Annotated in this window: 21 protein-coding genes and 1 pseudogene; 9 read left to right on the forward strand and 13 right to left on the reverse strand. The window is 67.4% G+C overall.

The genetic code is table 11. The features are described from left to right. Positions 1–25: 25 nt before the first annotated feature. From ABL843_RS08015 to ABL843_RS08050, 8 genes are all read left to right on the forward strand, one after another. Positions 26–394 carry a DUF4845 domain-containing protein gene (locus ABL843_RS08015; protein WP_126022651.1) on the forward strand — a complete coding sequence of 123 codons (369 nt, stop codon included), beginning with the start codon at positions 26–28 and terminating at the stop codon, positions 392–394. A gap of 17 nt (positions 395–411) precedes the next feature. After that, entirely contained in the window at positions 412–1,098 is a 687-nt protein-coding gene (gene rnc / locus ABL843_RS08020; RefSeq protein ID WP_126022652.1) for a ribonuclease III, read from the forward strand. A gap of 8 nt (positions 1,099–1,106) precedes the next feature. Further along, positions 1,107–2,099 (forward strand): GTPase Era, encoded by a 993-nt coding sequence (gene era, locus ABL843_RS08025; protein ID WP_418119516.1) that lies wholly within the window; start codon positions 1,107–1,109, stop codon positions 2,097–2,099. Between the two features lie 133 nt (positions 2,100–2,232). After that, complete coding sequence (gene recO / locus ABL843_RS08030; protein WP_418119517.1) at positions 2,233–3,003, forward strand: DNA repair protein RecO; 771 nt, start codon at positions 2,233–2,235, stop codon at positions 3,001–3,003. Then, positions 3,000–3,800 (forward strand): pyridoxine 5'-phosphate synthase, encoded by an 801-nt coding sequence (locus tag ABL843_RS08035; protein WP_418119518.1) that lies wholly within the window; start codon positions 3,000–3,002, stop codon positions 3,798–3,800. Before recO ends, ABL843_RS08035 begins: the two co-directional genes overlap by 4 nt. Before the next feature lie 13 nt (positions 3,801–3,813). Beyond that, positions 3,814–4,206, forward strand: coding sequence for a holo-ACP synthase (acpS, locus tag ABL843_RS08040; RefSeq protein WP_369659255.1), 393 nt, complete (start codon positions 3,814–3,816; stop codon positions 4,204–4,206). A 2-nt stretch (positions 4,207–4,208) separates the two neighbouring features. Beyond that, positions 4,209–5,306, forward strand: a complete 1,098-nt coding sequence (gene nagZ / locus ABL843_RS08045; protein WP_418119519.1) for a beta-N-acetylhexosaminidase — start codon at positions 4,209–4,211, stop codon at positions 5,304–5,306. Positions 5,307–5,312: 6 nt separating this feature from the next. Next, positions 5,313–6,662 (forward strand): galactosyl transferase GMA12/MNN10 family protein, encoded by a 1,350-nt coding sequence (locus tag ABL843_RS08050; protein ID WP_184635519.1) that lies wholly within the window; start codon positions 5,313–5,315, stop codon positions 6,660–6,662. 9 nt (positions 6,663–6,671) lie between these two features. Here the strand turns inward: ABL843_RS08050 and ABL843_RS08055 are convergent, their stop codons facing one another. The 6 genes and pseudogenes from ABL843_RS08055 to ABL843_RS08080 form a co-directional block, all read right to left on the reverse strand. Beyond that, positions 6,672–8,618, reverse strand: coding sequence for a glycosyltransferase (locus ABL843_RS08055; RefSeq protein ID WP_418119520.1), 1,947 nt, complete (start codon positions 8,616–8,618; stop codon positions 6,672–6,674). A gap of 26 nt (positions 8,619–8,644) precedes the next feature. After that, complete coding sequence (locus ABL843_RS08060; RefSeq protein ID WP_126022660.1) at positions 8,645–9,271, reverse strand: class I SAM-dependent methyltransferase; 627 nt, start codon at positions 9,269–9,271, stop codon at positions 8,645–8,647. A 67-nt stretch (positions 9,272–9,338) separates the two neighbouring features. Next, positions 9,339–9,875: pseudogene (locus ABL843_RS08065) on the reverse strand (YgjP-like metallopeptidase domain-containing protein). A gap of 13 nt (positions 9,876–9,888) precedes the next feature. Continuing rightward, on the reverse strand, positions 9,889–11,160 hold the full coding sequence (locus ABL843_RS08070; RefSeq protein WP_418119521.1) for an Hsp70 family protein: 1,272 nt from the start codon (positions 11,158–11,160) through the stop codon (positions 9,889–9,891). Positions 11,161–11,162: 2 nt separating this feature from the next. Further along, positions 11,163–12,710: a lysine--tRNA ligase gene (lysS, locus tag ABL843_RS08075; protein WP_418119522.1), complete on the reverse strand. Its 1,548-nt coding sequence runs from the start codon at positions 12,708–12,710 to the stop codon at positions 11,163–11,165. A 124-nt stretch (positions 12,711–12,834) separates the two neighbouring features. Then, a complete protein-coding gene (locus tag ABL843_RS08080) occupies positions 12,835–13,479 on the reverse strand; it encodes an LON peptidase substrate-binding domain-containing protein (RefSeq protein WP_418119523.1) in 645 nt (214 codons plus the stop codon). A 49-nt stretch (positions 13,480–13,528) separates the two neighbouring features. On the opposite strand from ABL843_RS08080, the gene ABL843_RS08085 reads away from it, so the two are divergent. Further along, complete coding sequence (locus ABL843_RS08085; protein ID WP_126022930.1) at positions 13,529–14,089, forward strand: YggT family protein; 561 nt, start codon at positions 13,529–13,531, stop codon at positions 14,087–14,089. Positions 14,090–14,164: 75 nt separating this feature from the next. On the opposite strand, the gene accD is transcribed toward ABL843_RS08085, so the two are convergent. The 7 genes from accD to asd all read right to left on the reverse strand — a co-directional run bounded on the left by accD (position 14,165) and on the right by asd (position 22,961). After that, the gene (gene accD, locus ABL843_RS08090; protein WP_019654097.1) at positions 14,165–15,037 is read right to left on the reverse strand and encodes an acetyl-CoA carboxylase, carboxyltransferase subunit beta; all 873 of its coding nucleotides are present in this window, start codon (positions 15,035–15,037) and stop codon (positions 14,165–14,167) included. Between the two features lie 24 nt (positions 15,038–15,061). Beyond that, entirely contained in the window at positions 15,062–15,907 is an 846-nt protein-coding gene (gene trpA / locus ABL843_RS08095; protein WP_418119524.1) for a tryptophan synthase subunit alpha, read from the reverse strand. Further along, positions 15,907–17,193 (reverse strand): tryptophan synthase subunit beta, encoded by a 1,287-nt coding sequence (gene trpB / locus ABL843_RS08100; RefSeq protein WP_418119525.1) that lies wholly within the window; start codon positions 17,191–17,193, stop codon positions 15,907–15,909. Before trpB ends, trpA begins: the two co-directional genes overlap by 1 nt. 48 nt (positions 17,194–17,241) lie before the next feature. Further along, positions 17,242–17,943, reverse strand: coding sequence for a phosphoribosylanthranilate isomerase (locus ABL843_RS08105; protein WP_418119526.1), 702 nt, complete (start codon positions 17,941–17,943; stop codon positions 17,242–17,244). Then, a complete protein-coding gene (truA, locus tag ABL843_RS08110) occupies positions 17,940–18,752 on the reverse strand; it encodes a tRNA pseudouridine(38-40) synthase TruA (RefSeq protein WP_418119527.1) in 813 nt (270 codons plus the stop codon). Before truA ends, ABL843_RS08105 begins: the two co-directional genes overlap by 4 nt. A gap of 40 nt (positions 18,753–18,792) precedes the next feature. Next, the gene (locus tag ABL843_RS08115; RefSeq protein WP_418119528.1) at positions 18,793–21,651 is read right to left on the reverse strand and encodes a FimV/HubP family polar landmark protein; all 2,859 of its coding nucleotides are present in this window, start codon (positions 21,649–21,651) and stop codon (positions 18,793–18,795) included. Between the two features lie 167 nt (positions 21,652–21,818). Further along, positions 21,819–22,961 (reverse strand): aspartate-semialdehyde dehydrogenase, encoded by a 1,143-nt coding sequence (asd, locus tag ABL843_RS08120; protein ID WP_184635537.1) that lies wholly within the window; start codon positions 22,959–22,961, stop codon positions 21,819–21,821. Positions 22,962–23,009: the final 48 nt, after the last annotated feature.

Genomic DNA, 23,009 nt, shown 5'->3' on the forward strand with positions numbered 1-23,009 from the left:
AGCACAGTTCGAGGGGTATGAGGGCATGAGAGCACATCGGTCCGTTCGCAGCAGCGCTGCGCAGCAACGTGGCATTTCGTTCATCGGCTTGGTGTTCGTCGCGGCCGTGCTCGGGTGCCTGGGCGTGGTCATCGCACAGGTCATTCCGACGCTGATCGAATGGCAGGCCATCGACAAGGCCGCAAACAAGGCCAAGGAGGGCACCACGGTGCCCGAGGTGCGCGCCATCTTCGATCGCGCCCAGGCCATCGACGACTTCAAGTCGGTCAGCGGCAAGGACCTCGAAATCAAGAAGGTCGGCGACAAGGTGGTGGTTTCGTACTCGTACGAGCGCGAGATCCCCCTCTTCGGCCCGGCCTACCTCACGCTCAAGTACAAGGGCGAAACCCGCTGAACACGGCACCCAAAAAGGTGGACGGCAGCCTGGCCGCGTTGCAGGCGCGCCTGCAGCACACCTTCTCCGACCCGCGGCTGCTGCAGCTCGCGCTCACGCACCGCAGCTTCTCGGCCGACCACAACGAGCGCCTCGAATTCCTCGGCGACTCCGTGCTGAACCTGGCGGTCTCGCACCTGCTCTACCAGCGCCTGTCGGCGCTGCCCGAAGGCGACCTTTCGCGCGTGCGCGCCAACCTTGTCAAACAGGACACCCTGCATCGCCTGGCCGTAGGGCTGGCACTGTCACCGCTGCTGCGGCTCGGCGAAGGCGAAGCGCGCTCGGGCGGGCCGAACCGGCCGTCGATCCTGGCCGATGCGCTGGAAGCACTGATCGGTGCCGTTTATCTCGATGCGGGCTTCGCCGCCGCCCAGGCGCTGGTGCACCGGCTCTATGAGTCGGTCGAGATCAACCCGCGCATGGAAGCCGCGGCCAAGGACCCGAAGACCGAATTGCAGGAATGGCTGCAGGGTCACAAAATGAAGCTGCCGGTGTACCGCGTGGCCGCCACACTGGGCGCGGCGCACAAGCAGACTTTCGATGTCGAGTGCGAGGTGCCCGAGCTGGGCTTTCGCGAACGCGGCATCGGCGGCTCGCGCCGCGCCGGCGAGCAGGCTGCCGCGGCGGCCATGTTGATCCGGCTCAAGGCACGCGGCGGCGCGTGAAATCCAGAATGAACGATGCTATCAATCCCGTAGCGAAACCCGAAGACGCCGAAGGCGGCGAGGGGGCCGCTGGTTCCCAAGGCCACCAAGGCCACCAAGGCCCCCAGCACTGCGGCCTCATCGCCATCGTCGGCAAGCCCAACGTGGGCAAGTCGACGCTGCTCAACGCCCTGGTCGGCCAGAAGATCAGCATCACCTCGCGCAAGGCGCAGACCACGCGCCACCGCATCACCGGCATGCGCACGCTGGGCGCCACGCAGTTCGTGTTCGTCGACACGCCGGGCTTCCAGACCCTGCACGCCAACGCGCTGAACAAGTCGCTCAACAAGACCGTGCAGGGCGCGGTCGGCGACGTGGACCTGATCCTGTTCGTGGTCGAGGCCGGCAGCTTCACCCAGGCCGACGAGCGCGTGCTCAAGCTGCTCGGCAAGGGCATTCCGACGGTGCTGCTGGCCAACAAGCTCGACAACGTGCACCGCCGGGGCGACATCGCGCCCTGGCTGAAGAGCATGCAGGAGAAGCACGAGTTCGCCGAGTACGTGCCGATGTCGGCCAAGAACCCGAAGGACGTCGAGCGCCTGTTCGGCATCTGCGAGAAATACCTGCCCGAGCAGCCCTGGTTCTACGACGAGGACGAACTGACCGACCGCAGCGAGAAGTTCCTCGCCGGCGAGCTGGTGCGCGAGAAGCTGTTCCGCCTGACCGGCGACGAACTGCCCTACACCTCCACCGTCGTCATCGACAAGTTCGACGAGGAGCCGCCCCAGAAGAAGGGCCAGAAGCGCCTGCTGCGCATCGCCGCCACCATCGTGGTCGAGCGCGACGGCCACAAGGCCATGGTGATCGGAGACAAGGGCGAGCGCATCAAGCGCATCGGCATGGAAACCCGCGTCGAGCTCGAGAAGCTGGCCGATGCCAAGGTGTTCCTCGAGCTGTGGGTGAAGGTGCGCTCCGGCTGGGCCGACGACGAAGCGCGCGTGCGTTCCTTCGGCTACGAATAAACAGGCAAACCCCCAGGCTTGCTCGCTTCGCGTAGCCGCCAACCCCCTTGAAGGGGGTAACGCCAGCGGCCCGGCAAAGCCGGTTCCGCGGCGTTTGCCGGCCTGAAGCCTCGATGCTCGACTGCTCACTGACATGGCCACCCACCGCGTTTCGCACGAGCCGGCTTACGTCCTCCATCGCTACGACTGGAGCGAGTCGAGCCTGATCCTCGAAGTCTTCACCCGGCACCACGGACGCATCGCGCTCGTGGCCAAGGGGGCGAAGCGGCCCAGTTCCAACTTCCGCCCGGTGCTGCTGCCGCTGCAGCCGCTGCAGCTCAACTACGGCGGCGACGCCGAAATCCGCACGCTCAAGGGCGCCGAATGGATGGGCGGCCACGTGATGCCGACCGGCGAGGCGCTGCTGTCGGGCTACTACGTCAACGAGTTGCTGCTGCGCCTGCTGGCGCGCGACGACGCCCACGAGGCGCTGTTCGATGCCTACGCCGGCGTCGTGCAGGTGCTGGCGAGCGAGCACGGCGGTGCGCAGGCAGCGGCCCAGGCGGCCGCGCTGCGCGCCTTCGAGCTGCTGCTGCTGCGCGAAGTCGGCCTGCTGCCGTCGCTCGACGTCCAGACCCTGACGCTGGAGCCGCTCGCCGGCGGGCTGCGCTACAGCCTCGTGCCCGAGGCCGGCCTGCGCGAGGCCGGCGACGACGAGGCCGCGCTGACCGGCGCCGACTGGCAGGCGCTGCAGGCCGTGCTGGACGACCGCGCGCCATTTACCGCTACCTTGCGTGAAATTGCCACCATGAACGCCGGCAGCAACAGTGCCCTGCGAAACCAGCTGCGCGCCTTGCTCAACTACCATTGCGGCGTGTCCACGCTGCGAACGCGGCAAATGATGAGAGACCTGCAAGCACTATGAGCACTCCGGGCCAAGCCGGCGCCAGCGCCGCCACCTCGCTGTCCGTCAACCTCAACAAGGTCGCGCTGGTGCGCAACACGCGCCACCTCGGCATTCCGAGCGTGGTGAAGGCCGCCCAGGCCTGCCTGGCCGCCGGTGCCCACGGCATCACGGTGCATCCGCGGCCGGACGCACGCCACATCCGCGCGCACGACGTGAGCGATCTTTCCGCGCTGCTCGCCAAGGACTGGCCGGGCATCGAATTCAACATCGAGGGCAACCCCTTCCAGAACCTGATGGACTTCGTGCGCGCGCTCAAGCCGCACCAGGCCACCTTCGTGCCCGACAGCGAGACCCAGTCGACCAGCGACCACGGCTGGACCTTCCCCGACGACGCCGAGCGCCTGCGCCCGCTGATCGCCGAAGCCAAGGCGCTGGGCGTGCGCGTCAGCCTGTTCATGGACCCGATTCCCGAGATGATGGCCGCCGTCAAGGCCGTGGGCGCTGACCGGGTCGAGCTCTACACCGAAGGCTACGCCGCCTCCCGCGGCACCCCGAATGAGCAGACCGTGCTCGCGCGCTATGCCGAAACGGCGCGCGCGGCCATAGCGGCAGGCCTAGGCGTCAACGCCGGGCACGACCTGAGCCGCGACAACCTCACGGCCTTCCTGCGCGCCGTGCCGGGCGTGCAGGAGGTTTCCATCGGCCACGCCTTCGTCGCCGACGCGCTCGAGCTCGGCTACACGGCCGCCACGCGCGACTACCTGCGCTGCATCCGTGAGGCGAGCCAGCAGCAACAGCAGCAACAACAACAATGAGCGCCGTCGCCGCATGATCTACGGCATTGGCACCGACATCTGCGACCTGCGTCGCATCGCCGCAACCTTCGAGCGCCAGGGCGAACGCTTTGCCCGCAAGGTGCTGAGCGATGCCGAGTTCAAGGTCTGGCAGGCCCGCAGCGCGCGTTGGCCGAAGCGCGGCCTGAGCTACCTCGCTACCCGTTTTTCCGCCAAAGAGGCCTTCAGCAAGGCGATCGGGCTGGGCATGCGCATGCCCATGAGCTGGCGCCTGTGCGAGATCGCCAACCTGCGCAGCGGCAAGCCGGTCATCGTGCTGCACGGCGCCCTGAAGGAGTGGTTCGAGGAACAGGGCCTCACAGCCCACGTGACCGTGACCGACGAAACCGAATACGCCGCGAGCTTCGTGGTGGTGGAGAAGATATAGATATGACCGCCGGGCTTGCAGAAGACCGCCCCCATGCGCCGCTGATCATCGACGTTGCCGGCGCGGCGCTGACAGACGCCGACCGCCGTCGCCTCGCCGACCCGCTCGTCGGCGGCGTGATCCACTTCGCCCGCAACTGGCAGGACCGCGCGCAGATGACCGCGCTCAATGCCGAGATCAAGTCGATCCGGCCCGACCTGCTGATCTGCGTCGATCACGAGGGCGGCCGCGTGCAGCGCTTCCGCACCGACGGCTTCACCCACCTGCCGTCGATGCGCGCGCTCGGCGAGCTGTGGATGCGCGACGCTATGCGCGCGACCCAGGCGGCGACGGCCGTCGGGCAGGTGCTGGCGGGCGAACTGCGCGCCTGCGGCGTCGACTTCAGCTTTGCGCCGGTGCTCGACCTCGACTACGGCGGCAGCAGCGTCATCGGCACCCGCAGCTTCCACCGCGACCCGCGCGTGGTCGCGCTGCTGGCCAAGAGCGTGATGCACGGCATGCTGCAGATGGGCATGCGCAACTGCGGCAAGCACTTTCCGGGACACGGTTTCGTGCACGCCGACTCGCACGTCGAGATCCCGGTGGACAAGCGCAGTCTCAAGGCCATCCTGGCCGACGACGCGAAGCCATACGACTGGCTGTCGGGCTCGCTCGCGGCCGTGATGCCGGCGCATGTGATCTATCCGAAGGTGGACAAGCGGCCGGCGGGGTTTTCGTCGAAGTGGCTGAAAGAGACCCTGCGGCAGCGGATCGGCTTCGAGGGTGCGGTCTTCAGCGACGACCTGAGCATGGAGGCCGGGCGCTACATCGATGGCGAATTGCTCAGCTTTGCCGATGCGGCGCTGGCTGCGTTGGAGGCAGGGTGCGATATGGCGCTGCTTTGCAATCAGAGCCTCGGCGACGGCGCGCCGCTCGACGGATTGCTGCAGGGCTTCGCTGATGCCAGGGATTCAGGGCGCTGGGCGGGCAACCTGGACAGCGAAGCGCGCCGCAGGGCCTTGCTTCCCGATACGGCGGCGCTGCCATGGGCTGCGCTTGCGGGCTCGGCGCCGTATTGCAGCGCCAGGCGCACCCTCTCGCGCGATCGCTTGGCGGAGTAGTCGCTGATGCCGCTGTGCCTCAGTTTCTTTCAGCGCAAGGACGAGGCCGTGCTGCGCAATCACGCGCACTATTGCCGGCTGTTCGGATACCCGCACCAGTGGATCGAGGCCGATCGCATCCGTCACCCCGCGTTGCGCGACAGCGCGAAATACAGCCAGATCCTGCGCCACCTGCGCGCGCTGCCGGAGAACGACTGGCTGCTGTTCCTCGACGGCGACTCCGTGGTGTTCCACCCGGTGGCCGTCGAAGTGCTGCTGCAGGGGCGGGATTCGCTGGTCGTCGAAGGGCCTCCCAGCGGTGACCGACCCGGTCCGGCGATGACCAACATGATGGTGCTGCGCAATACGGCAGCCAACCGCGCCATGCTGCTCGGGCTGATGGACGACGCAGGCTATGTCATCGCTCTGGTGAATCGCGCCGTCGACGAAGCTGCACGACTGCGTCCGGCCGGCCTGCTCGGCTGCAATGCCATGGTCGGCGACATCTACGTCAACGTGTCGTGGCGCATTCCGCAGTGGTTCCTGGCGCGCATCTTCGTCGTCAACCTCGGGCCGCTGCCCATCCTGGCGCCCGAGGGCGGATGGCGCGAGGCATTGCTTCACGACCAGAACCTGCAGGACATGCTCGTGGCGCAGGTCAACAATGCACTGATCCACGGCCAGCCCGTGCTGCAGCCTGCGGCTTATCCTGCTCTGTCGGAAGAGCGGGTGTCGAGCTACAACGCCGGTGCCGACATCGCTTTCGTCACGCTCTACACGCACCACGTCGGCAGCTACGCGCGGGTGTCCGAGCACAACGTGAAGCGCTATTGCGACCGGCACGGCTACGCGTACCACGTGTACCGTGCGATCCCGGAAGCCGTCGACACCGGCATCGGCGGATCGTGGGTGCGCAGCTGGCTGCTGCAGCAGCACATCGCGCATCACAAGTGGGTGATCTGGATTGACGCCGACGTGCTCTTCCTCAACCAGAGTCGCCGGATCGACGCCTTGCTCGATGGGCGTGAGCTGCTGCTCGCCAAGGACGTAGGCGGCTGGTCGTTCAACTCGGGCGTGATGGGTTTCCTGAATACCCGAGGCAACGCCGAGCTGCTGGCGCGCATCTGGCAGCGCATCGGCGAGGTCGACGACAAGTCGGCGGTCTACAGCAGCCAGGGCGATCAGTACTACACCAACGAAGTGCTGTCCGGAGCGGGGCTGGTGAACGAGCACGGCATCGTCGACAACCTCAGCATCAACACGCCGCCGCACCTGGCTTCCGACGAGACCCTGCTGGTGCACTTCATCAATCTGGACGAGCCCTATCGTTCGGCCTACATGGCCTCGATGGATGCGCTCTCGCAGCGTCTGCGCTGAGCGGGCCGGTCAGCCGTTCGCGGCCTGCGGCTCGGCGGCCGCCGCTGCTGGTTCCAGCCTGAAGATCCGTACCGGCAACTGGCTGGACGCCGGCGCGAGGAACTGGGCGATCTCGGGCACCGCGAACTGCCGCTCCAGCCATTCCTTGTCCGCCAGCCCCGCGTTGAAAAAGATCTGAAGCAGCCGCAAGGCCTCGTGCCGCAATGCGCGCGTCAGCGTTTCATGCTCGACCAGCTGCTGCTCCGGTGCCATGGCTGGCCTGAAGCTCGCCCGTGCGAGGATCAGCAGCAGTTTCTCCGCGAAGTCGAGCACCGGCGGCCAGTAGAGGTCGTAGAGCTTGGCGATCTCGTGCACATGCTCGACGCTCGATTGGGGCAGCAGATGGGCCAGAACCAGCGCCCGCGCCCGCGAGGCCAGCGTTGCCGCGCGGGCCGCATCGACGGAGCCGGTCGGAGTGGCCGGCTTGTGAAGAAGCTCGGGGATCACCGCAAAGCGCGCACCGGCGGCTGCGCTCTTGCACAGCATGTGGAAGTCGTCGTGCGCCGTGAACTCGGGATCGTGGCGCACGCCGCTGCGCTCCATGAAGCTGCGGCGCAACATGCAGGCCGACAGTAGCAAGGGGCGCGGGCCGAAGAACTCCACGAGGATGTCCTGATGCCGCTCTGAGAACTCGAAGGGGCCCTCCTGCGTCTCGCACCAGGAGCCGACGATATCGACGTCGGGGCAAGCCTGAAGCAGCGCGGCTTGGCGCTGAAGCCGTTGCGGCGCTGGAACGTCGTCGACGTCGGCGAAGACGACGTAGTCGCCTTGCGCATGCGCGAATGCAAGGTTGCGGGCCGTGGCTCGGTCGAACGCGAAGGGCAGGGCGACCAGCTGCGAACTGGCGATGCCCGATCCCGCCAGCACGGCCTCGAGGCCGGCGATGCCCGCGCGCGCGACCAGTACCAGGTGGAGCTCCACCGCGGTCTGGGCCGCCCAGGTCCGAAGGCTGCGCCCCAGGCTTTCGAGCGAATCGCCGGCTGCCAGGCAGAGGGTGATGCGCGGCGGCGTTGCCGGCACGGCGAAGCGGTCGGGTTGCTGGGCGCGCCAGCTCAGGAAGCGCTCGATGGCCGGCCCTACCAGAGGGGCTGCGAACGCGCTGGTGAAGATCGCCAGGCCTTCGCGTTCGAGTCTCGCCCGGCGGGGTGCATCGGCAAGAAGCTGCTCGATCGTCTCGATGAGCTTCTCGTAGGGGGCTCCAACCACCGCCTTGCGGATCGACGCCTCGATCTCGCTGTCGGGGTATAGCTCGCAGACCACCGCCTTGCGGTGCCGCAGCAGGATCGACAGCCGTGGCACCTCGACGATGCGCGACTCTTCCCAGTTGTGGAGGTTGAGCACGATCTTCGCGCGCCGCATGAAGCCGTTGCGCTCTTCCAGCGTCCAGGCTCGCCCCCGGTTGACTTCGACGCGCAGGCCGCGCGCCATCAGTCCTTCGAGGATGTCGATGCGCCGGCGTGTCAGCGAGCCGAAGAAAACGACGTCGATGTCCTGCTGCTCGTCGGGGAGGATGTCTTCCAGCGGCATGATTTCCGCGGCGTCGGGCTCCCAGCCGAGCGCGACATAGTCCGCGTTGCGGTAGCCGAGCTGGCGATGCCGCTGGAAGTTCGTCTTGCTGTATTCCCAGAGATAGCAGCGCTTGAGCACTTCGAGGTAGCGATCGTTCCATGCATGGGTGCCATGCACCATCGGCTCGAAGTTGACGACGATGCAGTCGGGGTGGTGCTGCTCGATGTGCTCCCATGGCACATCCCAGAAGAAGAACAGGATGTTGATTTCACCCGGCTCGATGTAGCAGTGGGTGAACCGGGTCGGATAGCCGAGGCGTTCCGCCGCCAGCCTGAAGGCTTCGACGATGTCGCCGCAGGTTTCGTGCGAGGACAGCGAGGTGAAGTTGAGCCGGGGCAGTGTCGTCATGGGGCGCAGTGCACGGGCAAGGGCCGTCAGTAATGGCCTAGCACGTTGACCTTGTGGTAGTGGTCCTTCAGCGCGGCATGCAGCTGCAGCGCCTGCGCGCGGGTTTCGTCACCGGCCTCCTTGCCCACGCCGAAGAAGTACAGGTCGTGGCTGCTGCGATCTTCGAAGAATCCCCATACCGAGAACCAGGCGTCGTGCTGGAGCAGTTCCGTGAAATCGGAGGCCGCGAGATTCCGGTAGTAGTTCTGGCTCTTGCCGATGGTCAGCGGCGAGTCGGAGGGGTTGAACTCCACGGTGCCATGCTGGCGCCGTCCCGGTGTGGCGCAGGTCATGACGACGAGGCCGTCGTCCTTCACCAGTCGCAGCATGTTGAGCCAGGTCTTCTTCCATTGCGGGTTGTGCTCCATGGCCTCGCACGAGATGACGACGTCCGTGCCATTCGCGGCGCCGCCATGGTTTTCACCGTGGCAGACGAGGTCGACGTCCGGGCCTTCCCCTACATCGAGGCCAAGATAGCTGCAGTCCTGGAAGAACTCGCGGACCGAACCGTTGAGATTGAGGCTGCCGATCTCGATCACCGACCGACCGGTGAAGTAGGAAGGCAGGAACTGCTTCACGCCGGCGACGAAGAATCGTTGTTGAGGATGTGACATGAGCCTGGCTGCGTTGGGTTGGCTTTGCGGCTGAAGCTCGGGGGACTGGAACACTCGCTGCGCGAAGTCAACCCTGGCCGGGTGAAGAGGCTGCTGCCGCATTCGCCCACAAGCGCTTTCCTCCCGTGCCCAAGTGCTCCAGGTACAGCCGGAGATCGAACTAGAGGCGATGATAGTCCGGCTCCATGTGCCTGCACAGCGCATAGAACGCCTTGTCATGCTCACGTTCCTTCATATGTGCCAACTCGTGCACAACAATCATCCTCAGCCACGCCAGCGGCACTTCCTTGAACAGGCTCGCGACCCGGATTTCCCGCTTGGCCTTGAGCTTGCCGCCCTGCACGCGCGACACGGTGGTGTGGGTGCCCAGCGCGTTGCGGATCACGTGCAGCTTGTTGTCGAACATCACCTTTGACAGCGGCTCGGCCTTGCGCATGAATTCACCCTTGAGTTCGCTCACGTAGCCGTAGAGCGCCCGGTCGGTCTGGATGTCGTGCACGCCGTCCGGGTAGCGCTGGCCGAGGAGGGCGCCGAGCCTGTCTTCGGCGATGAGCTGGCGGACCTGCTCCAGCAAGGGTGCCGGGTAGCCCGCCAGGTATTTCATGGAATGAGCGAGCTCAGGCCCGGCGCTGCGTACTGGCCGCGCAGGCCAGCCCGGTGGCGACGCCGCCGAAGAGGTCGCCCTCGACCAGGTTCACGCCTGCGAAGCTCCTGCGCAGGGCGTGCTGGAACGGGCGCAGCGCGGAAGAGCCGCCGGTGAGGTAGATCGCGTCGAGGTCGTTGCTGCGCAGGCCCGCGCGCTTGACGCAGGCGTGGGCGCAGGCGACCACGCTTTCCAGCGGCGTGGCCAGTTGCTGGGCCATGTCGTCCGGAGTCAGTGATGCCGCCAGTCCGCGTTCGGCGCTGCCGAGGTCGATGGCGGTCGGGGCATCGCTCAGCGAGACCTCGATCTTGGCTGCTTCCACCGCGCTCGCGATGCGGTGGCCGTGCCGCTCCTCGAGCACGGTCATCAGCCGGTCGTGCAGGCGCGTGTCGCTGTAGCTGGTGCGCAGGTCCTTCGCCTGCCGCAGCGCCTTGGCGGCGTAGAGCCAGTTGATCAGGTGCCAGGACGACAGCTCGAAAAACACCTTGCTCGGCACCTCGCGCCCCTGCGGGCCGTGATGGCGGAAGCCGAACTGCGGCATCACCTGTTCGAGGTTCAGTCGCTGGTCGAAGTCGGTGCCGCCGATGTGCACGCCGCTGGTGGCCAGCACGTCGTCGCTGCGGTCGTATCGCGCAGCGCGCTCGGGGCCGACGCGCACCACTGTGAAGTCCGAAGTGCCGCCGCCGATGTCGACGATGAGCACGATCGATTCCTTGGAGATCCGCTGCTCGTAGTCGAAGGCGGCCGCGATGGGTTCGAGCTGGAACGAGATTTCCCGGAAGCCCGCTGCGCGCGCCGCGACGCGCAGGCTTTCTTCCGCGCGCTCGTCGCGCTTCGGGTCGTCGTCCACGAAATGAACAGGGCGCCCGATCACCACGCGCTCGGGCATCTGGCCGAGCTCGCGGCTGGCGCGCGTGGCCAGTTCGCGCAGGAAGCGCGCGATGATGTCCTCGAAGCTCACGAGGCCGTCGTAGATCGCCGTCTTCTCCTGCATCAGCGCGCTGCCGAGCAGGCTCTTGAGCGAGCGCATCAACCGGCCCTCGGTGCCCGAGAGGTACTGGCCGATGGCGTCGCGGCCGAAATGGGTGGTGCGGTCTTCGGCATTGAAGAAGATCGCGGTGGGCAGGGTGGTGGCCGAGCCCTCGATGGGCAAAAGGCGGACTTCTCCGCCTACCCGGCAAGCGACAGCGGAATTGGAGGTGCCGAAGTCGATGCCGATCGTCGGCAACGACGACGGTGCCTTCACGATCAGGATTCCCTGCGCAGCGCCGGGAACAGGATCACGTCGCGGATGCTCGGCGAATCGGTCAGCAGCATCATCAGCCGGTCGATGCCGATGCCGCAGCCGCCGGTGGGCGGCATGCCGTATTCGAGGGCGCGCACGAAGTCGTGGTCGTAGAACATGGCTTCGTCGTCGCCGCTGTCCTTGGCGGCCACCTGCGCGTTGAAGCGCGCGGCCTGGTCCTCGGCATCGTTCAGCTCGCTGAAGCCGTTGCCGAACTCGCGGCCGGTGATGTAGAGCTCGAAGCGCTCCGTGACCTCGGGGCGCTCGTCGTTGGCGCGCGCCAGCGGCGAGATCTCGGTCGGGTGCTCCATGATGAAGGTCGGCTGCCAGAGCTTCTCTTCGACGGTTTCCTCGAAGAACAGCACCTGCAGGCTGGCGAGGCTGCGCTGCGAGAGCTTGTCCTTCTCCTCGTTCATGCCGAGCTTGCGCAGCGCGGCGATGAGCCAGGCGCTGTCGTCGACGCCCTGCGCCACGCCTTCGGCCTCGGTGTACTTGAGGATCGCCTCGCGGATCGTCAGGCGCTGGAAGGGCTGCGTCAGGTCGACCGGCTTGCCCTGGTAGGTGAGCTGCTGCGTGCCCACGGCCTTGTCGGCGATGGTGCGGATCAGCGTCTCGGTGAAGTCCATCAGGTCGCGGTAGTTCCAGTAGGCCGCGTAGAACTCCATCATCGTGAACTCGGGGTTGTGCCGCACCGAGATGCCCTCGTTGCGGTAGCTCCGGTTGATCTCGAAGACGCGCTCGAAGCCGCCGACGATCAGGCGCTTGAGGTAGAGCTCGGGCGCGATGCGCAGGAACATCTCCTGGTCGAGCGCGTTGTGGTGCGTCTTGAAGGGCTTGGCGTTGGCGCCGCCCGGGATCGGGTGGAGCATGGGCGTCTCGACTTCGAGGAAGTCGTTGGACACCATGAACTCGCGCAGCGCGCTCACCGCCTTGCTGCGCGCGGTGAAGCGCTTGCGGGCGGATTCGTCGGTGATCAGGTCGACGTAGCGCTGGCGGTACTTCTGCTCCTGGTCGGCCATGCCGTGGAACTTGTCGGGCAGCGGACGCAGGCTCTTGGTGAGCAGGCGCAGCTTCGTGACCTTGACCGACAGCTCGCCCGTCTTGGTCTTCATCAGCGTGCCTTCGGCGCCGAGGATGTCGCCCAGGTCCCAGCGCTTGAAGTCCGCGTACACGTCTTCTCCGACGGCATCGCGCGTCACGTAGAGCTGGATGCGGTCGGTGGCGTCCTGCAGCGTGGCGAAGCTGGCCTTGCCCATCACGCGCTTGAGCATCATCCGGCCGGCCACGCTCACGGAAACGGCCTGCGCCTCAAGGGCCTCGCCTTCGGTGGCGGCATGTGCCTCGACGAGGGCGGCGGCACGGTGGCCCGGCTTGAAGTCGTTCGGGAACGCAACGCCCTTGCCCTCGGCCTGCGCCGAGCGCAGCTGCGTGAGCTTTTCGCGGCGTTCTGCGATGAGCTGGTTTTCGTCGGCGGGAGCGGGAGGAGGCGAGGGGTTCTTTTGATCGGACATGGGAGGCGGATGACGCGCAACCGGGAGCGTGCGCGGGCCCGGCATTTTAGCCGATCGGGTTTGAATAAAACCGGCCCGGAGCGCCCGTCGATCCTGCGCTATGTGCTATGAAAAATGGAGCGGCCTATTCAGTGATGCCGGTGCGTGCGAGCAGATCGCTGACCAGCTCCAGCCGCATCAGCGGGCTGTCGAGCTCCATCAGCCTCTGGCGCAGCTCCAGCTGCATCGGCACCAGTTCGCACCATCGGTTGGCCACCCAGCCGCAATCGTCGAAGCGATAGGGTTTGGCAATCGGCAGCCGCACCGCCCCGCCTTGGGCGCGCTTGCGCTCCTCGAGGGTGCCGACAAGGCGCTGCAGCGCGGTGGACGTGTGCCGCAGGTCGTCGGGAATCTCGAGCGCGACGTCGTCGTCCACCGCCTCGACCTCGGCGACCCAGAGGCCGTGCTTCTGCAGTTCGTTGCTGCGGACCCTGAAGCGCTGCGTGCCCACGCACTCGATCTGCAGCAGGCCGCTTTGAGGAGACTCGAACTCGCGGATCATGGCCAGCGTGCCGATGGCGCAGAAGCTCTCGGCATCGGCGCCGGCCTTGCGCACCTCGCTGCCGCTGGTGAGGCTCACCACGCCGAAGGGCGCGTCGGCCTTGCGGCACTTGCCGATCATGTCGAGGTAGCGCACCTCGAAGATGCGCAATGGAAGAAGACCGCCGTGGAAGAGCACCGTACCGAGCGGAAACAATGGCAGTGAATGCAAAAGGGGTTGTGTCGTCATCGAAGAGCCTTGCGTGGCTATCATCGCATTCCCCTCACGGCCGCGCCTCATGCTCTACCAGATTCCCTCGTTCCTTCTCGACGTGATCGTCGGTCTGCTCGGCGGCGCCTGCCTGCTGCGCCTGTACATGCAGTACCACCGCGTGCCCTTCGGCAACCCGCTTGGGCGCTTCGTGTTCGCCATCACCGACTGGATCGTGCTGCCGCTGCGGCGCATCGTGCCTTCCGTGAAGCGCTGGGACCTGGCCAGCCTGATCGCGGCCTGGTTGCTGGTGATGCTGAAGTTCCTGCTGCTGTGGCTGCTGGTGGGCAACCTGGGGCGCATCGCAACCCTGCCGCTGGTGTCGCTGGTGGGGCTGATGCAGCTGGCCGTCTCGGGCCTGACGGCACTGCTGGTGGTCTACGCGGTGCTGTCGTGGATTCCGAATGCGTCGCCAATGCTGCTCGACCTGATCTCCCGCCTGGCCGAGCCGCTGGTGCGGCCGTTCCGCCGCTTCATTCCGCTGATCGGCGGGGTCGACCTGTCGCCGCTGGCCGCGATCGTCGTGCTGCAGGTGATCGCGATCGTGCTGGGCAACCTGCTGGTGTTTGCTTACCAGCTGACCTTCTGAACGCCTGAATTCCAAAGCAAAAGGGCCCGGATGCATCGGCATCCGGGCCCTTTTGTTATTGCGTCAGCGTTTCGCTCAGCTCACCGCATCGGCCGGCTGGCGCAGCAGCATCGCCAGCGTGTTGGCGATGGTCTTGCGCAGTTCGCGACGGTCGCTGATGAAGTCGATCGCGCCCTTGGTCTGCAGGAACTCGGCGCGCTGGAAGCCTTCGGGCAGCGTCACGCGCACGGTCGATTCGATCACGCGCGGGCCGGCGAAGCCGATCAGCGCCTTCGGCTCGGCGATCACCACGTCGCCCACGAAGGCGAAGCCGGCCGACACGCCACCCATGGTCGGGTCGGTCAGAACGCTGATGTAGGGCAGGCCCTTCTTCGCCAGGCGCGTGAGCGCGGCGTTGGTCTTGGCCATCTGCATCAGCGAGAGCAGGCCTTCCTGCATGCGCGCGCCGCCGGTGGCGGTGAAGCAGATGAACGGCACCTTCTGCTCGATGGCGGTCTCGACGCCGCGCACGAAGCGCTCGCCGACCACGCTGCCCATGGAGCCGCCCATGAACTCGAATTCGAAGCAGGCCACGACCACGCTGATGCTGTGCACCGAGCCGCCCATGACGACCAGCGCGTCGGTCTCGCCGGTGTTCTCCAGGGCTTCCTTCAGGCGCTCGGGGTACTTGCGGCTGTCCTTGAACTTCAGCGCGTCGACCGGCAGCACTTCCTGGCCGACTTCGTAGCGGCCTTCGGCATCGAGGAACGCGTCGAGCCGCGCGCGGGCGCCGATGCGGTGATGGTGGCTGCAGCTCGGGCAGACGTTCTGGTTGTGCTCGAGGTCGGTCTTGTACAGAACGGTTTCGCAGGCGGGGCACTTGATCCACAGGCCCTCGGGCACCTGGCGGCGCTCGGACGGGTCGGTTTGGGCGATCTTGGCGGGTAGCAGTTTTTCAAGCCAGCTCATGGGGGCTCCTTGTGTTGGCGGTGATTATCGACCAGCCGCGTTCTTGGCCGTCGCGGCGGGCAGGGCGTCGAGCGCCTCGCGGATGCCCGCGAGGAATTCGCGCACCGCCGGCACGACCTTGTCGCGGGGCTGGTCCTCGATGAGTTGGATGATCTTCGTGCCGATCACGACCGCGTCGGCGGCCGAGCCGATGGCCTGCGCCGTGGCGGCGTCGCGGATGCCGAAGCCCACGCCCACCGGGATGCTCACGTGCTCGCGGATGCGCGGGATCATCCGGCCGACGGCCTCGGTGTCGAGGTGGCCGGCGCCGGTCACGCCCTTGAGCGACACGTAGTAGACGTAGCCGCTCGCGATGCGCGCGACCTGGGCCATGCGCTCGTCGGTGCTGGTGGGGGCCAGCAGGAAGATCAGGTCGATGCCGGCGGACTTCAGCTCGGCGGCGAAGGCCTCGCATTCCTCGGGCGGGTAGTCGACCACCAGCAGGCCATCGACCCCCGCGGCGGCCGCGTCGCGGATGAAGGCCTTCTTGCCGTGCACCAGGTCGTAGCGCTCGACCGGGTTGGCATAGCCCATCAGCACCACCGGCGTGGTCGCGTCGGTCTTGCGGAAGGCGGCGACGATGGCGAGCACCTGCTTCATGCCCACGCCCAGCGCCAGCGCGGCCTCGCCGGCCTTCTGGATCACGGGGCCGTCGGCCATCGGGTCGGAGAAGGGCACGCCCAGCTCGATCACGTCGGCGCCGGCCTCGACCATGCCGTGCATCAACTCGGGCGTGATGTCGGCGAAGGGGAAGCCCGCGGTCACATACGGAATGAGGGCGCGGCGGCCGTCTTTCTTCAGGGCCTCGAAGGCGGCTGCAATGCGGCTCATCACTTGCCTCCCTTCACGCTCAGGCCGCGCATCGAGGGGCGGTCGTAGAAATCGACGCCCGACAGGTCGGCGACGGTGCCGATGTCCTTGTCGCCGCGGCCGGAGAGGTTCACCAAAATCGACTGGTCGGGGCGCATGGTCTTGGCGAGCTTCAGCGCGTGGGCCACGGCGTGGCTGGATTCGAGCGCGGGAATGATGCCCTCCGTGCGGCACAGGTAGTGGAAGGCGTCCAGCGCCTCGGTGTCGGTGACGCCCACATACTCGGCGCGGCCGATGTCGGCCAGGTACGCATGCTCGGGGCCCACGCCGGGGTAGTCGAGGCCCGCGCTGATGCTGTGGGTCTCGGTGATCTGGCCGTCCTCGTTCTGCAGCAGGTAGGTGCGGTTGCCGTGCAGCACGCCGGGACTGCCGCGCAGGATGGAGGCCGAGTGCTTGCCGCTGTCGAGCCCTTCGCCCGCAGCCTCCACGCCGATCAGGCGCGTGCCGGTGAACGGGATGTAGGGGTGGAAGATACCCATGGCGTTGCTGCCGCCGCCCACGCAGGCGATCACCACGTCGGGCTGCTTGCCCTCCGCTTCGCCGGTGATGCCGTCGGCCGCGAGCATGGCCGGCATCTGCTCGATGCACTCGGTGCCGATCACGCTCTGGAAGTCGCGCACTATGGTCGGGTAGGGGTGCGGGCCAGCGACGGTGCCGATGATGTAGAAGGTGTTCTCCACGTTCGTGACCCAGTCGCGCATCGCCTCGTTGAGCGCGTCCTTCAGCGTCTTGCTGCCCGACTCGACGGGCACCACGGTGGCGCCGAGCAGGTTCATGCGGTAGACGTTGGGGCTCTGGCGCTTCACGTCCTGGCTGCCCATGTAGACCACGCACTCGAGGCCGTAGCGCGCGCAGATGGTGGCGGTGGCCACGCCGTGCTGGCCGGCACCGGTCTCGGCGATGACGCGGGGCTTGCCCATGCGGCGCGCGAGCATCGCCTGGCCGATCACGTTGTTGATCTTGTGGGCGCCGGTGTGGTTGAGGTCTTCGCGCTTCAGGTAGATCTGCGCGCCGCCCATTTCGCGGCTGGTGCGCGCCGCGTGGTAGATGGGAGAGGGGCGGCCGACGAAGTGCTTGAGCTCGTAGTGAAATTCCGCGAGGAAGGCCGGATCGTTCTTGAACTTCGCGTACGCGTCGCGCAGTTCGTTGATCGCGTGGGTGAGCGTTTCGCTCGCGAAGGTGCCGCCGTAGTTGCCGAAGTGGCCGGTGGCGTCGGGTTGCTGGTAGTCCTGGAATTGGCTTTGCATGGTTCTCGATCGGTGGGCCGCAGCCCGACGAACGATCGGCTGCGGCGGCTAACTGGAGAAGGACGCGTCTGCAGCCCTGACTGCTGCGACGAACTGCCGGATCTTTCCGGCGTCCTTGAGGCCCTTGTTCCCGGGACCGTCGATTTCGACGCCCGAGCTCACATCAACGGACAGCGTCTTGCAGCGCGTCCGCAGGATGCGAATGCCATCGCCCACGTTTGCAGGTGTGAGCCCACCACTCAAGACGAGGTGAGCGTCGACGGCGGGTGGAAGAAGTGACCAATCGAATGCCTTGCCGCCACCGCCATAACCTTCGACATGCGCGTCGAGCAGGATGGCCTGGGCGTGGGAGTAATCGGACGCGTATTTTACGAGGTCGAAGCCGGCCCCGGCATCCCCCAGCGGAATCCGGGCGGCGCGCATGTAGCGGAAGCGCCCGCCGCCGGCGGCTTCCTCGCATTGCTGCGGCGTCTCTTCACCGTGGAATTGCGCGATCGAGCCCTTTACCTGGGCGAGTGATGCTATGACTTTGGGAGCGTCCTCGTTCACGAACAGAAGCACGGGCGTGATGAACGGCGGCAGGCGCGAGGCCAGTTCGGCTGCACGCTCGGCGGTCACGGCACGGGGGCTCTTCGGATACAGCACGAAGCCGATGGCATCGGCTCCGGCTTCGATTGCCGCGTCAACGTCGGCTTCGCGGGTCAGGCCGCAGATCTTGATTCGGGTTCGGGACAGGGCAGGCGCGCTCATGGCGGGCCATCATACGGAGCGCGGCCGGCCTGCAGCGTGGCTTCGTCAGGCAGACCCCACTTGGCGTCGTACAACGGGCCCATGAAATACAGGCCGTCGGCCGAGAAGGTGGGCGCCGCCGCATCGCGGCTGCGCGCCGCGAGCACCTGCGAGATCCACTCGGGCCGCTCGTCGCCGCGGCCGACGCGCAGGAGGCTGCCCATCAGGTTGCGGATCATGTGGTGCAGGAACGCATCGGCCTCGAACTCGAAGTGCCAGCGGCAGCGTTCGCCATTGCCGATGCGCGTGATCTCGATGCGCCGCAAGTCCTTGACCGGCGAGCGTGCCTGGCAGGCGGAGGCGCGGAATGAACTGAAGTCGTGCTGGCCGATCAGCAGGGCCGCAGCCGCACGCATCGCGTCGCCATCGAGCGGATGCATCGACCAGCCGACACGGCCTGAATCGAGGCTGGGCCGCACCGGCGATTGGGAGAGCACGTAGACATAGCGGCGCGCCAAGGCGCTGGCGCGGCAGTGGAATTCGTCCGGCACGGGGTGCGCCCACTGCACCGCGATGTCGTCAGGCAGGAAGCGGTTGGTACCCCGCATCCAGGAGAAGGGTTCGCGCCTGGCGGTGGTGTCGAAGTGCACCACCTGCATCAGCGCGTGGACGCCCGCGTCGGTGCGTCCGGCGCACAACGTCCTGATGGGCTGCGCGGTGAACTTCGTGAGGGCCGCCTCGAGCTTGTCCTGCACCGTGCGGCCCGAGGGCTGGCTCTGCCAGCCGTCGTACGCTTGGCCGTTGTACCGGATGCCGAGCGCCAGCCTCACGAATTCAGGGGACCGAGGAAGAGCGGGCGGCGAGGCCCGATCAGCGCAGTTCCGCGAGCAGTTGACGGGCTTGCGACTTGAGGTCGCCGGCGCTTTCGGCTTCGACTTCCTCGACCAGCGAACGGGCGCCTTCGACGTCGCCGATGGCTTGCAGCTCACGGGCCAGCGACAGCTTGACCGCGTGCGGGCTGTCGTCGCCGTCGTCGTTGTGCGCGGCGGCGGCAGGAGCCGACGCGGGCTTGGCGGTCTCGGCCGGGCGCGATGCCGGCAGGCCGGCCAGCGCGCTCATGTCGAACTCGATGAAGCCCGAGTCGGCCGGCAGCGCATTGCGCAGCATCGCGGGACGGGTGTTGTCGGCGTCGCTCAGGCTCAGCGAACCGGGCAGCGTGTCGGCCGACAGTGCGCCGGGGGCGGTGTCGAAGTCGTTCTCGAGGTCGACCGGCGTCGTCGGAGCATGGCCGTTCGACAGTGGCGGCGCTGGGCGAGCCGTCGTCGGAGCAGGGGCGTAGGCCGACTTCGGCAGGCTGGCGCCGACCGGTGCGTGCTGCTGGGCAGCCGGTGCCGGAGTGGGTGCCGGCGGGGTGGTCAGGTCGAGGTCGAAGTCCAGCGGAGCGACCGAGGGCACGAAGGCGGGCGGTGCCACGGCCACCGGGGGCGAAACCACTGGAGCGGGCGCTGCCGGCTTGGCAGCTGCGGCCAGGGCGCCTGCGAAGGCGGCCGTTTCGGCGGCGCTGGCGCCACCGCTGCGCGGGGAGCCCGATTCGTACAGCGGGTTGCCCGGATCGAGGTCCTTGCCCATGTCGACGACGCGGGTCCAGTCGGAGCCCTGGCCGCCTGTCAGCTTGTGCACTTCGGTGGCGAGGCTCTCGTAGGCACGCACGTCGCGGCGCTTGGCGTGGATCTCGAGCAGCTTCAGGTGGATGGCCGTGCGGTCCGGGTTCAGGCGCAGCGCTTCGCGCAGGATTTCTTCGGCCTGCAGGTCGCGGCCGTAGGCCAGGTACACGTCGGCTTCGGCAACCGGGTCCACATCGCCTGCGTCGAGCTGGCTCGGCGAGTACGACAGCGACGAGACGGTGGAGTCGCCGCGATGCTTGGTGTCCACCGATTCGCCACCGCTGGCGCCGAAGAACGAATCCTTCGGAATGCGGCTTTCGAGGAACACGCTCTCGCTCATTTCCTCGCGGCGGCGGCCCAGCACGCGGTACAGCAGGAAGCCGACCAGCAGCGCGATCAGCGCGGCGCCCGCCAGCATCAGCGGGTTGTCCATCAGCTCTTCGAGGAAGGTGGGCTCCGGCGGCGGGGGCGGCGGAGCCGGCTTCTTCACAGCGGGCTTCGGTGCGGCGGCCACCGCGGCGCTTGCGGCTGCAGCAGCAGGGGTGGCGGTGGCATCGGCTGCCACCGGCGGCGTGGCGGCCGGTGCCGCTTCAGCCGGAGCGGCGACCGGAGCAGCAGGCGCTGCGGCCTGTGCCGTGGCTTCGGGCGTAGGTGCGGGGCTCGGAGCTGCCGCCGCTGCCGGGGCGGCGGCGGGCGCCGCAGCGGGTGCCGGCGCGGGTGGTGCGACCGGAGCTGCGGCGGCCGCAGCAGGTGCGGGGCTGGCGACGGGGGGCGCGACCGTGGCGCTGGTATTGGGGGCCGGAACCGGAATGCCAGGCGTCGCCGGTGCCGGTGCGGCAGCGGCCGGCGCGGCGGCGGACGACCCCGTGCCGGTGCCCGTCGCTGCCTTGAGCTTGTTCAGCTCGTTGATGTTCTTCGACAGTTCCGCGACGCGGTTGCTGCTGTCCTGTGCCTGGCGGTTCTGCGCGACCTTCTCGTCGGCGGCGCGGCTGGCAGCGTTGCCTTGCGAGATCGTGAGCTTGTCGGGCGAGCTGGCCGCCGCGTTGCGGTCTTCGACGTTCGCTTGAACCTTGCCCGCTGCCTTGCGGCTCGCGGCGGCCACGTTCGTGGTCGGTGCGTTGTCGGCCAGACGCTGACGGTAGGCGCCGAAGTCGCGGCTTTGTGCCGTGACCGTGCGGCGGGCCTCGGCCGGCGGCACGGCGGACGCCTCGGCGGCGCTCGGCAGGTCCAGCACGGCGCCTGCGCGCATGCGGTTGACGTTGCCACCGACGAAGGCGTCGGGGTTGGCCATCAGCAGCGCAACGAGCATCTGGTCGAGCGAGACGTCCGCGGGCTTGTAGGTGGCGGCGATCTTGCCGGCGGTGTCGCCGCGCTGCACCGTGACCTGCTCGCCGCCGCCGCTACGGGCTGGTGCGGCTACGGCCGGGGCGGGAGCTGCCGCGGCGGGTGCGGTTGCGGCATGCGCGGGAGCGGCGGACGGCGCCGTGGTCACCACGGGCGGGCGCTCGCGGCGCGCGCGCGCCGCGGGGGCTGCGCGCTCGACGGGAGTGCTGATCTGGGGAGAGATGGGTGTGGCCTGCGTGCTCGCCGCAGCCTGGCGCGTGGCCGGCGGATCCAGCAGCACGGTGTAGTCGCGCACGATGCGGCCGGATGCGCCGTTGGCTTCGAGCAGCAGGTCGATGAACGGGTCGTTCAGCGGGCGGCTGCCGCTCAGGCGCACCACGTACTGGCCGCCGGCCCGGCGCTGCAGCGTCGCCTTGACGTCGCTGAGTGCCGAGTTGTACGGCACGCCGGCGTTCTTGAATGCCTCGGCCGTGGCGATGTTGATCTTCAGGCCGTCCGCCTCGTTTGCGGCGATTTCGGTAACGTCGATCTCGGCACGCAAGGGTTCGCCGAGGGCCGACTGCACCTTCAGCTGCCCCAGCGTGAAGGCGCTGGCGTCGACGCTGGCGATGCCCATGGCTACGACTGCCGCCGCGCCAAGAATGGAAAGGCGCCAACCGTTCGACGGCAGAGGCGGGCGAACGGCCGATGGGCTGGCCGCAGGCAACAGATGTCTTGTCATGCTGATAGGGGGCGGCTCAGGCCCGGAATTTGTAAGAGGACGTTAGCATCATCACTGGGCACTGACAAGGCAATGCGCTTGTTCTACCCAGTGCGCGCATACTTACGCACACATCTTGCGTTGCTTGAAGGCAACAATTCGTGTTTCAAAAGCCTGAGCAGCCCTCATCAGGCTTCGAGCAGGATGCGCAGCATGCGGCGCAGCGGCTCCGCGGCACCCCACAGCAGCTGGTCGCCGATGGTGAAGGCGCCCACGTACTCCGGGCCCATCGCCAGCTTGCGGATGCGGCCGACCGGGATGTTCATGGTGCCCGTGACGGCCACCGGCGTCAGGTCCCTGACCGTGGCTTCGCGCGTGTTCGGCACGACCTTGGCCCACGGGTTGTCCGCGGCGATCATCGCCTCGATGTCGGCCACCGGCACGTCCTTCTTGAGCTTGAAGGTCAGGGCCTGGCTGTGGCAGCGCATGGCGCCGATGCGCACGCAGAAGCCGTCGACCGGCACGGCGGCGGTACCGAAGCCCGCGCCCTGGCCAAGGATCTTGTTGGTCTCGGCGCCGCCCTTCCATTCTTCCTTGGACATGCCGTCGCCCAGGTCCTTGTCGATCCAGGGGATCAGCGAGCCGCCCAGCGGCGCGCCGAAGTTGGCCGTTTCTGCGGCGCTGAGGGTCTGCTGCTTGTGCAGGACCTTGCGGTCGATCTCGAGGATGGCGGACTTCGGGTCGTCCAGCAGGGCGCGCACTTCGGCGTTGAGGGTGCCGAACTGGGTCAGCAGCTCGCGCATGTGCTGCGCGCCGCCGCCAGATGCGGCCTGATAGGTCATGCTGGTCATCCACTCCACCAGGCCGGCCTTGTAGAGGGCGCCAACGCCCATGAGCATGCAGCTCACGGTGCAGTTGCCGCCGATCCAGTTCTTGCCGCCCTTGGCGAGCGCGTTCTCGATCACCGGCAGGTTGACGGGGTCCAGCACGATGATCGCGTCGTCCTTCATGCGCAGGGTGGACGCGGCGTCGATCCAGTGGCCGTTCCAGCCGGCGGCGCGCAGCTTGGGGAACACCTCGCTGGTGTAGTCGCCGCCCTGGCAGGTGATGACGATGTCGCACTTCTTCAGTGCCTCGATGTCGTTCGCATCCTTCAGCGCGGTTTCGTTCTTGGCCATCGCCGGGGCCTTGCCGCCGGCGTTGGAGGTCGAGAAGAAGACCGGCTCGATGAGACCGAAGTCGCCTTCGGCCTGCATGCGGTCCATCAGGACCGAGCCGACCATGCCGCGCCAGCCCACGAGGCCGACCAGAGGTTGAGATGCGTTCGCCATTTCAGTTTGCCCTTATGAAAAAAAGAAAAGTTGTCTTTTTTGCGCCCG

Origin of the sequence: Variovorax sp. 350MFTsu5.1, assembly GCF_048302515.1 — a bacterium.
GTDB classification, from domain to species: Bacteria; Pseudomonadota; Gammaproteobacteria; order Burkholderiales; family Burkholderiaceae_C; genus Variovorax; species Variovorax guangxiensis.